Annotated in this window: 9 protein-coding genes; 8 read left to right on the top strand and 1 reads right to left on the bottom strand. The window is 71.9% G+C overall.

The features are described from left to right. Positions 1-185: 185 nt before the first annotated feature. A complete protein-coding gene (locus ACZ7MG_RS38135) occupies positions 186-1,769 on the bottom strand; it encodes a purple acid phosphatase family protein (protein WP_471388399.1) in 1,584 nt (527 codons plus the stop codon). A 167-nt stretch (positions 1,770-1,936) separates the two neighbouring features. Between ACZ7MG_RS38135 and ACZ7MG_RS38130 the strand changes: the two genes are divergently transcribed. From ACZ7MG_RS38130 to ACZ7MG_RS38095, 8 genes are all read left to right on the top strand, one after another. After that, complete coding sequence (locus ACZ7MG_RS38130) at positions 1,937-2,980, top strand: 3-isopropylmalate dehydrogenase (RefSeq protein WP_471388402.1); 1,044 nt, start codon at positions 1,937-1,939, stop codon at positions 2,978-2,980. Between the two features lie 272 nt (positions 2,981-3,252). Next, positions 3,253-4,338, top strand: coding sequence for a branched-chain amino acid aminotransferase (locus ACZ7MG_RS38125; RefSeq protein ID WP_471388405.1), 1,086 nt, complete (start codon positions 3,253-3,255; stop codon positions 4,336-4,338). A 189-nt stretch (positions 4,339-4,527) separates the two neighbouring features. Further along, entirely contained in the window at positions 4,528-5,262 is a 735-nt protein-coding gene (gene ureA, locus ACZ7MG_RS38120) for an urease subunit gamma (RefSeq protein ID WP_471388408.1), read from the top strand. Next, entirely contained in the window at positions 5,259-6,932 is a 1,674-nt protein-coding gene (locus tag ACZ7MG_RS38115; protein ID WP_471388411.1) for an urease subunit alpha, read from the top strand. The genes ureA and ACZ7MG_RS38115 overlap by 4 nt, the downstream gene beginning before the upstream one ends. Before the next feature lie 9 nt (positions 6,933-6,941). Beyond that, positions 6,942-8,006, top strand: coding sequence for an agmatine deiminase family protein (locus ACZ7MG_RS38110; RefSeq protein WP_471388414.1), 1,065 nt, complete (start codon positions 6,942-6,944; stop codon positions 8,004-8,006). Next, a complete protein-coding gene (locus ACZ7MG_RS38105) occupies positions 8,003-8,641 on the top strand; it encodes a TetR/AcrR family transcriptional regulator (protein ID WP_471388417.1) in 639 nt (212 codons plus the stop codon). Before ACZ7MG_RS38110 ends, ACZ7MG_RS38105 begins: the two co-directional genes overlap by 4 nt. Before the next feature lie 141 nt (positions 8,642-8,782). Continuing rightward, complete coding sequence (locus tag ACZ7MG_RS38100) at positions 8,783-8,920, top strand: hypothetical protein (protein ID WP_471388420.1); 138 nt, start codon at positions 8,783-8,785, stop codon at positions 8,918-8,920. A 50-nt stretch (positions 8,921-8,970) separates the two neighbouring features. Beyond that, positions 8,971-10,203, top strand: coding sequence for a hypothetical protein (locus ACZ7MG_RS38095; RefSeq protein WP_471388422.1), 1,233 nt, complete (start codon positions 8,971-8,973; stop codon positions 10,201-10,203). Positions 10,204-10,296: the final 93 nt, after the last annotated feature.

Here is a 10,296-nt window from a genome sequence, read left to right as displayed (position 1 = left end):
ACGCCGCCGCCGCCCTTCAGCGCGCCCTCGACCGCAGGGACAACGGCGGTTCGACCGGGCACTGAGCGCCCGCACCGACCGGGAGCCGCACCCCGTTCGGAGTGCGGCGCGGCCGTAGGTGGACGCCTACGGCCCGCCGCACCCCGAAGCGGACGTCACGCGCCGCACCGCGCCCCGAAGTGGATTCACGCCCCGCGCCGCACCTCGAAGTGGTCGATGCGTTCGCCGTCCTGGGCCAGCGCCGACACCTTCAGGGCCGGCCGCGCGCCGCTCTCCGCCTCGACCGAGAGCAGGGAGAAGCCCCGGTAGCGCACCCGTGACCACTCCACCGTCTCCGCCTTCGACCTGCGCGACTTGGTCCACTCGAAGGTCTCGACGGCGTCGTGCCGGGTGACATGGCCCTCGTAGCTCTCCTTCACGCCGGACGGGAAGCCGTACAGATCGCGCCCGCCGCCGCCCGCCGTGACGTACACGATCCCGTCCCGCGTCGGGTCGGTCGACGCGCCGATGGGCACCGCCCTGCCGACCTTGCCGTCCCTGACGGCGTCGGTCCGCTCGTAGACATGGTTGTGGCCGTTGATCACCAGATCGACCTGGTGCTTCGTGAACAGCGGCAGCCAGGTGTCCCGGATCCCGCCGTCGGAGGCGTGCGCGGACGTCGAGTAGGCGCAGTGGTGGAAGAAGACGACGACGAAGTCGACGCCCTTCGCCGCCCGCAGCTCACCGAGCTTCTTGTCCAGCCACTTGGTCTGCCGGCCGCCGGAGTAGCCGAAGTTGGCGGGGATCTCGTACGACACGTCGTTCGCGTCCAGGGCCACGAAGCCGACGTTGCCGTAGGTGAACGCGTACACGCCCGGGGACGAGCGCGGGTCGAAGCCGTTGTCCGGGAGGGACCAGCGGGCGACCTGGCCGCCGTAGCCGTCCGGCGAGTACCAGGCCTCCATGTCGTGGTTGCCGGTCGTCACCATCCAGGGCACGGACCGGGCCACCGACTCGTTCTGCTTGAGGAACAGGTCCCAGAACGCGGGGTCGTAGCCGTCCGACTCCACGCCCTTGCCGTTGCCGTTCGCGTAGCAGATGTCACCGGCGTGCAGATGGAAGGCGGGCTTCTGGCGGACGATCAGGTTGTCGTTGGCCGCCGCGGCCTTGCCCACGCCCTGGTCGCCGAAGGCGGTGAACACGAACTTCTCGGGCGCGGCGGGCGCCGTACGGAACGTGCCGATGGTCGAGCGGTGGTCCGGGGCGGCCGGGTCGAAGCCCTCGTGGCCCACGCCGTAGTAGTACGTCGTGCCGGGACGCAGCCCGTCCAGCGCCGCGTGCAGGTAGTACTGCTCCAGCTCCAGCCGTACACCCTCCACGCCCGGTGTGTGCAGATCGCGGACCTCGGCGTCGATCTTCCGGCTCAGCTCCTCCGGCTTCAGACCCACCCGGACGTACGGCTTCTTCACCGCGAGCGGCACCTGCCAGGAGATCCGCATCTCCGTCTTCGGGTCGGCGCCGAAGGCCAGATGGCGGCCGAAGGGGGTGACGGCGGAGCCGGGGAGCTTGGAGGTGGCGGGCGACGGGGACGAGGACGCCGACGTGGTCGCCTTCGGCGAGGCCGACGATCCGGAGCCGCCGCAGCCGGTCAGCAGCCCGCCCGCCGCGAGCGAGCCGGCCGTCACCAGGGTGCGGCGCCGCGTCAGCCTCGTGCGCAGGTACTCGTGCTGCTCGGCCATGCTCATCCGGCGCGCGAGCTGCGGCGGGATACCGAAGTCGGGTATATCCATGTCGACGAAGTTCCCAGCGAATCCCAACACCCGCCCCCCGTACGGGTGAACGCGGGGTGACGTGTGGGCACCGTCACCCTTCCCGGCCACCCTCCGGCCGCCTTCCTCGCGCGTCCGTATCGCGGACACCCCATGTCATCCCCTGGGACAAGGAGTACGGTGCCGTCATGTCTCGCAGCCTCAATCTCGCAGTGATCCCCGGTGACGGCATCGGTCAGGAAGTCGTGGCCCAGGGGCTCAAGGTCCTCTCCGCCGTCCTTCCGCAGGATGTGAAGCTGGAGACCAAGGAGTTCGACTTCGGCGCCCGGCGCTACCACGCCACCGGTGAGACCCTCACCGAGGCGGACCTGGACGCGCTGAAGAAGCACGACGCGATCCTGCTCGGCGCCATCGGCGACCCGAGCGTCCCCTCCGGGGTCCTGGAGCGCGGCTTCCTGCTCAAGCTCCGCTTCGCCTTCGACCACCACGTCAACCTGCGTCCGTCGAAGCTACTCCCCGGTGTCGCCACCCCGCTCGCCGGTCAGCCCGAGATCGACTTCGTCGTGGTCCGCGAGGGCACCGAGGGCCCGTACACCGGCAACGGCGGCACCATCCGCAAGGGCACCGAGCACGAGGTCGCCACCGAGGTCTCCGTGAACACGGCCTTCGGTGTCGAGCGCGTGGTCCGGGACGCCTTCGCCCGCGCCCAGGCCCGCCCGCGCAAGAAGCTCACCCTCGTCCACAAGAACAACGTGCTGACCTTCGCCGGTCACCTGTGGACGAACATCTTCAACAAGGTGGCCGAGGAGTTCCCCGAGGTCACCACCGACTACATCCACGTCGACGCGGCCACCATCTACCTGGTCACCGACCCGGCCCGGTTCGACGTGATCGTCACCGACAACCTCTTCGGCGACATCATCACCGACCTCGCCGCGGCCGTCTCCGGCGGCATCGGCGTCGCGGCCTCCGGCAACATCAACCCCTCCGGCGAGTTCCCGTCCATGTTCGAGCCCGTGCACGGCTCGGCCCCGGACATCGCCGGCCAGGGCAAGGCCGACCCCTCCGCCACGGTCCTGTCCGTCGCCCTGCTCCTGCGCCACCTCGGCTACGAGGCCGAGGCCGCGCGGATCGAGGAGGCCGTCTCCGCCGACCTCGCGGAGCGCGTCGGCAAGCCCGCCCGTTCGACGGACGAGATCGGCGACGCCCTCGTCGTACGAGTAGCCGGCTGACCCGCCGCGCCACTCGAATTCTTTCGAAGCCGCCGGGTCGCACCAGCACCCGGCGGCTTCCGTATGGCTTCCCCATGGTCCCGCCGGGTGTCACCATCATCCCTGGGTCGCATGCACGCCGTCTTCACGCCGTTTTCGTCCGCCGACTCCGCTTGCGATAATCGAACGCGGAGCCGCCGAATGAGGCAATGCTCGGACGTCCTAGCACTCGCCACTGGCAGTACGGATGTGCACGCGGCCCGTCACACACAACCGGTGAAGGACAACCACTCATGACGCCCACGATCGAGCTCAAGCCCTCCGCGAGTCCCCTCTCCGCCGCCGAGCGCGACGCGGTCCTGGCGAACCCCGGCTTCGGCCGCCACTTCACCGACCACATGGTCGTCATCAAGTGGACCGAGGGCCGGGGCTGGCACGACGGCCAGCTCGTTCCGTACGCGCCGCTCTCCCTCGACCCGGCCACCATGGTCCTGCACTACGCGCAGGAGATCTTCGAGGGGCTGAAGGCCTACCGGCAGCCCGACGGGTCCGTCGCCACCTTCCGTCCGGAGAAGAACGCGGCGCGCTTCCAGGCCTCCGCCCGCCGGCTCGGCATGCCGGAGCTGCCGGTCGAGACGTTCATCGAGGCCTGTGACGTGCTGGTGCGGCAGGACCAGGCCTGGGTCCCGGCCCACGGCGGCGAGGAGTCCCTTTACCTCCGCCCGTTCATGATCGCCACCGAGGTCGGCCTGGGCGTCAAGCCGGCCAACGAGTACCTGTTCCTGGTCATCGCCTCCCCGGCCGGCGCCTACTTCCCCGGCGGTGTGAAGCCCGTCTCCATCTGGGTCTCCGAGGACCACGTCCGCGCCGTCCCCGGCGGCATGGGCGACGCCAAGACCGGCGGCAACTACGCGGCCTCCCTGCTCGCCCAGGCCGAGGCGGCGGCCGAGGGCTGCGCCCAGGTCTGCTACCTCGACGCGGTCGAGCGCACGTGGGTCGAGGAACTGGGCGGCATGAACCTGTACTTCGTGTACGGCGACCGCATCGTCACCCCCTCGCTCACCGGCTCCATCCTGGAGGGCGTCACCCGTGACTCCCTGCTGACCGTCGCCGCCGACCTCGGGTACACCGCCGAGGAGGGCCGGATCTCCATCGACCAGTGGCAGGCCGACTCCGAGAGCGGCGCCCTCACCGAGGTGTTCGCCTGCGGTACGGCCGCCGTCATCACCCCCGTCGGCACGGTCAAGCGCACCGGCGCCGCCTGGCAGCAGTCCGCCGGCGAGCCCGGCCCGGTCACCCTCAAGCTCCGTGAGGCGCTGCTGAACATCCAGCGCGGCACGGTCGAGGACAAGCACGGCTGGATGCACGAGCTGGGCTGACCCCGGCCGCGGATCTCCCCCAGGGCCGCCACGGACACCTCGTCCGCGGCGGCCCTGCCGTGTTCGGGCCCACGTTTTTTAGAGCGTTGCTCAATTGTTGGTCTCCTTCTCTGCTCCGCGCCTTCCCTGCTCGGGTCCCGTCTGTTTAGAGTGGCGTTCTAAACCGAGGGAGCGAGGAGGTGTCGCCGGATGCGACTCACCCCCACCGAACGCGACCGGCTGCTCCTCTTCGGCGCCGCCGAGCTGGCGCGGGCCCGGCGGGCGCGGGGCCTGAGGCTGAACGTGCCCGAGGCCACCGCCCTGATCGCGGACACCGTGTGCGAGGCGGCCCGGGACGGGGTGCGGCTCGCCGAGGCGATCGAGCGGGCGCGCGGTGTGCTCGGCCCCGAGGACGTCCTGCCCGGTGTCGCGGCCATCGTCACCGAGGTGCAGGTCGAGGCCGTCTTCGACGACGGGTCACGGCTGGCGGTGGTCACCGACCCCCTCGGCGGTCCCGTCGGCGGCGGAGGGCTTGGCGGAGGGCCTGGCTCCGGGGCGCCCGGCGCGCTGCTGCCGGGGCCAGCGCACCGCGAGCCCGAGGCGGTCGTACGGCTCACGGTCACCAACACCGCCACCGTGCCGGTGTCGGTCACCTCCCACTTCCACTTCTTCGAGGCCAACCCCCGGCTCGACTTCGTACGGGCGACGGCGTACGGGATGCGGCTCGCCGTCCACGCCGGATCGTCGGTGCGGTTCGGGCCGGGGGAGAGCGTCGAGGTCGGGCTCGTGCCCCTCGGCGGTGACCGGGTCGCGATCGGGTTCGCGGGACTCGTCGACGGGCCGCTGGACGCGCCGGGTGCGCAGGAGGAGGCCCTGCGCAGGGCCGCCGCCTGCGGATACCTGGGAGCGGCGGAGCCCCGCGGGGGTCAGGTGGCGGAGCGATGAACCCGTACGCCTACGCCGCCACCCACGGGCCTCGCGCCGGCGACCGGCTCCGGCTCGGGGACTCGGGGCTCGTGATCCGGGTCGAGTCCGACTCCCAGCGGTACGGCGACGAGTTTCTGGCCGGCTTCGGGAAGACCGCGCGGGACGGGCTGCACCTCAAGGCGGCGGCCGTCCGGGAGACCTGTGACGTCGTGATCAGCAATGTCGTGGTGATCGACGCGGTGCAGGGCGTCCGGAAGGTGTCCATCGGCATCCGCGAGGGCCGGATCAGCGCGATCGGACGGGCCGGGAACCCCGACACCCTCGACGGCGTGGAGGTCGTCGTCGGCACGGGCACCTCCATCGTCTCCGGCGAGGGGCTGATCGCCACCGCCGGGGCCGTCGACACCCATGTCCATCTGCTGTCGCCACGGATCATGGAGGCGTCCCTCGCCTCCGGGGTGACCACGATCATCGGGCAGGAGTTCGGGCCGGTGTGGGGCGTCGGGGTCAACTCGCCCTGGGCGCTGCGGCACACGTTCAACGCCTTCGACGCCTGGCCGGTCAACATCGGCTTCCTGGGCCGGGGTTCGTCGTCCCACCCGGCGCCCCTGGTCGAGGCCCTCGCCGAGGGAGGCGCCTGCGGTTTCAAGGTGCACGAGGACATGGGCGCCCACACCCGGGCGCTGGACACCGCGCTGCGGGTCGCCGAGGAGCACGACGTCCAGGTGGCCCTGCACAGCGACGGGCTGAACGAGTGTCTGTCGGTCGAGGACACCCTGCGGGTGCTGGAGGGCCGGACGATCCACGCCTTCCACATCGAGGGCTGCGGCGGCGGGCACGTACCGAACGTCCTGAAGATGGCCGGGGTCCCGAACGTCATCGGTTCCTCCACCAACCCGACCCTCCCCTTCGGCCGGGACGCCGTCGCCGAGCACCACGGGATGATCGTCTCCGTCCACGGCCTCAAGGCCGACCTGCCCGGTGACGCGGCGCTGGCCCGCGACCGCATCCGCGCCGGGACGATGGGCGCCGAGGACGTGCTGCACGACCTTGGCGCGATCGGCATCACCTCGTCGGACGCGCAGGGCATGGGCCGCGCGGGGGAGACCGTCCGCCGGACCTTCGCGATGGCCGGGAAGATGAAGGCCGAGTTGGGCGCCCCGGACGAGGACCACGACAACGAGCGGGTCCTGCGGTACATCGCCAAGCTGACCATCAACCCGGCCGTCGCCCACGGGCTTTCGCACGAGATAGGCTCCATCGAGGTCGGCAAGCTGGCCGACCTCGTGCTGTGGCGGCCCGAGTACTTCGGCGCCAAACCCCAGCTCGTGCTGAAGTCCGGCTTCCCGGCGTACGGCGTGGTCGGCGACCCCAACGCGGCGACGGACACCTGTGAACCCCTGGTCCTGGGCCCGCAGTTCGGGGCGTACGGGGCCACGCCCGCCGACCTCTCCGTGGCCTTCGTCGCACGGGCCGCCCTCGACCAGGGCCACGACTCGATGCCGACCCGGCGCCGCAGGGTCGCCGTGCACGGCACCCGGGGGATCGGCCCGGCGAACCTGCGCCTGAACTCCCGTACCGGATCGGTCGACGTCGACCGGCGCACCGGTCTGGTCACCCTCGACGGCGAGCCGCTGCGCTCCGGACCGGCCGAGTCCGTCTCCCTCAACCGCCTCTACTTCCTCTGAGGACCCACTATGTCCGCTGCCGCCGACGGCTTCCGCATGCCCGCCGAGTGGGCCCCGCACGAGCGCACCTGGATGGCGTGGCCGGGGCCGAACCCGACCTTCGAGGATCCGGACGACCTCGCGGCCGCCCGGCTCGCCTGGGCGTCGGTCGCCCGTGCCGTCCGCCGCTTCGAACCGGTGACGGTGGTGTGCGGGCCGGGGCAGTCGAAGGAGGCGCGCACGCTGCTGGGCGAGGGCGTCGACACCGTGGAACGGGAACTGGACGACGCCTGGATGCGGGACATCGGGCCGACCTTCCTCACGAACGGCGGTGAACTGGCCGCCGTCGACTGGACGTTCAACGGCTGGGGCGCCCAGCCCTGGGCCCGCTGGGAGCACGACGCGAAGATCGCCGGGCGGGTCGCGGAGCTGGCGGGCGCCCGGACGTACCCCTCGACGCTGGTCAACGAGGGCGGGGCGATCCATGTCGACGGCGAGGGGACCGTGCTGCTCACCGAGACCGTGCAGCTCGGGCCGGAGCGCAACCCCGGCTGGAGCCGTGAGCGGGTCGAGGCGGAGATCCACGCACAGCTCGGCACCCGCAAGGCGATCTGGCTGCCGTGCGGCCTCACCGGCGACTATCCCCCGTACGGCTACGGCACGCTCGGCCATGTCGACATCGTGGCGGCCTTCGCCCGCCCCGGGGTGGTCGTGGCCCACTCCCAGCCGGACCCGGCCCACCCCGACCACCGGATCACCCGGGAGATCACCGGCCTGCTCCGGGCCGCGACCGACGCGCGCGGGCGGCGCCTGGAGGTCGTCGAGGTCCCCGCGCCGACCGTGCTGGAGGCGGACGGCCGCTGGGCCGACTACTCCTACATCAACCACTACCTCTGCAACGGCGGAGTCGTCCTGTGCGGCTTCGACGACCCGCGTGACGAGATCGCCGCCGGGATCTTCCGCCGCCTCTTCCCGGAGCGGACGGTCACGCTCGTCGACGCCCGCACGCTCTTCGCGGGCGGGGGCGGCATCCACTGCGTCACCCAGCAGCAGCCGAGGACGGGCGCCCCGCGTCCGGTAGAAACGTACCGATGACCACGCCACCGCCCCTGCCCCCGCCTCCGCCCACCACGGCCCGGCGCCGCAACACCGCCCCGCCCCGCGAGGACGTCCTCGCCGCCGCCATGGGCATGATCGCCGAGCGGGGTCTGGAGAAGCTCACCATGGCGGCGCTCGGCCGCGAGGTCGGCATGAGCAGCGGCCACCTCCTCTACTACTTCCACTCCAAGGACGAGCTGCTGCTGCGGACCCTGGAGTGGAGCGAGGACCGGCTCGGCGCGGACCGCGCCCGGCTGCTCACCCGCACGGGCACCGCCCGCGAACGGCTGGAGGCGTACGTCGACCTGTACGTCCCCGACGGCCACCGCGACCCGCACTGGACGCTCTGGCTGGAGGTCTGGAACCGCTCGCAGAACGCCGACGACGACGCCCGCGACCGGCAGGCCGCCATCGAGGGCGCCTGGCACCGCGACCTGGTGGCCCTGCTCGCGGAGGGGGTGTCGAAGGGCGAGTTCCGCGAGATCGACCCGGACCGGGTCGCCGCCCGGCTGCGGGCCCTGCTCGACGGCTTCTCCATCCATGTGGCCATCGGGCTGCGCGGGACGGACCGTGGCCAGATCCTGTCCCACGTACGGGAGTTCCTCGACGAGTCCCTGGGGCCCCTGGGCTGAACGCGCCGGACGGGGCTCGCGCGACGGCCGCCGGGTCCCTTTCACCATGACACCGGCCACGTCACCGGACCCGGGCACGCCCTGCTGAGCCAGGACGGCGCACTGACCCTCGTCGATCTGCGCACCGGCGCGCACCGGCCCGTGACCACGGCCGGTACCGCGCTCCCGGGCGCGGTCGCCCGTCACGGCCGCGCCGTGGTGTTCACCTCCACGGCTGACGACCTGGTCGCGGACGACACCAACGGGGTCGCGGACGTGTTCATCCGGCGAGGCCGCTGAACCGGCCACCCACACACCGGAGTTCACCGGGCACACAGGGGGAACAGATCTTGTACGCCGGCACACGCACCACGCTCGCCGCAGCGCTCGTCGCCACCGTGGTGGCCCTGACCGGGCCCCCGGCGGCGAGCGCCGCACCCACCGCTCCACCCGCTGCCGCACCCACCGCTCCCCGCACCGAACCGATCAGCGTCACACCCGGCGGGAAGGCGGGCGCCGGCGACTCCGGGCACGCGGTGCTCAGCCGCGACGGCCGGTACACGGCCTTCTCCTCGACCGCCACGGACCTAGGGGGTGTTTCGAAGGTCCCGGGCAAGCCCGGCGGTGTCTTCGTCCGCGATCTGCGCACCGGGAGACTGGAGCGCGTGGCGGCCGGCCTCGCCCCGTCGATCAGCGCCGACGGCCGCCATGTCGCCGTCGGCAGCACCTTCAAGCTGCACGACCGGCGCACCGGCCGCTCCGAACGCCTCGACACCGGCCTGCCGAAGGGCTTCACCCCCTCCGGCGAGATCTCCCTCAGCGCCGACGCCCGGTACGCCGTCTACGTCGCGTCCAGCGAGGAGGAGGGCTACGTCGTCTTCCTGCGCGACCGCGCCAAGGGCGTCACCGAGCGGATCAGCCACTCGAAGCCGACCTGGGAGACCCGCAACGCCTTCGCCCCGACCGTCAGCGACGACGGCAAGCGGGTCGTCTACCAGTACACGTACGCCAATGGCCCGCGCGGCGACGACTGGGGCGACATCTGGCTACTCGACCGCGCCACGGGCAAGCGGACCCAGATCGACCGCTCCTACGACGGCTCCCCGACCGAGCGGGAGTCCCTGGAACCCTCGATCAGCGGCGACGGCCGCACGGTCGTCTTCGAGTCCCGGGACACCCGTCTCGTCCCGAACGACGACGACGGCAGCTGGAACGTGTTCGTCCACACCGTCGCCACCGGCGAGAACCGGCGTCTGCACGCCACCCACGGCGGCCCGCACACCGCCCACACCCGCACCCCGGCGGTCAGCGCCGACGGCCGCTTCGTCACCTTCACCTCGCGGGTGGTGGAGGCGGGCAGCCAGGACGGCTCGGAGTACCCCGTCTACCTGCGGGACCTGAAGAAGGGCACCACCGTCCTGCTCACCCCGGACACCACCGGCGGCACGGCCACGGCGTACGTCGAGCCCGGCATGATCGCGGACGGTGCCACCCGGATCGCCTTCGAGTCCCAGGACCCGTCGCTGATCCCGGCCGGCGACACCAACGACGCCCGGGACGTCTTCGTACGCCACACACGATGACGGCGACGGGTGTTCACGAGGCGACGGGTGTTCATGAGGTGATCAGCGCGCTGTTCGCATCCTGAGACGGACGGTGAGCACGGGGACGGTCTG

Source organism: Streptomyces sp. NPDC107538, assembly GCF_055657445.1.
Note: the sequence above shows the minus strand (reverse complement) of the source record. Positions and strands in the feature narration are given on the sequence as shown.

Bases quoted from the DNA above. Each gene is read 5' to 3' on its own strand.
- ACZ7MG_RS38135 (WP_471388399.1), bottom strand. From the start codon at position 1,769: ATGGATATACCCGACTTCGGTATCCCGCCGCAGCTCGCGCGCCGGATG.
- ACZ7MG_RS38130 (WP_471388402.1), top strand. From the start codon at position 1,937: ATGTCTCGCAGCCTCAATCTCGCAGTGATCCCCGGTGACGGCATCGGT.
- ACZ7MG_RS38125 (WP_471388405.1), top strand. From the start codon at position 3,253: ATGACGCCCACGATCGAGCTCAAGCCCTCCGCGAGTCCCCTCTCCGCC.
- ureA (WP_471388408.1), top strand. From the start codon at position 4,528: ATGCGACTCACCCCCACCGAACGCGACCGGCTGCTCCTCTTCGGCGCC.
- ACZ7MG_RS38115 (WP_471388411.1), top strand. From the start codon at position 5,259: ATGAACCCGTACGCCTACGCCGCCACCCACGGGCCTCGCGCCGGCGAC.
- ACZ7MG_RS38110 (WP_471388414.1), top strand. From the start codon at position 6,942: ATGTCCGCTGCCGCCGACGGCTTCCGCATGCCCGCCGAGTGGGCCCCG.
- ACZ7MG_RS38105 (WP_471388417.1), top strand. From the start codon at position 8,003: ATGACCACGCCACCGCCCCTGCCCCCGCCTCCGCCCACCACGGCCCGG.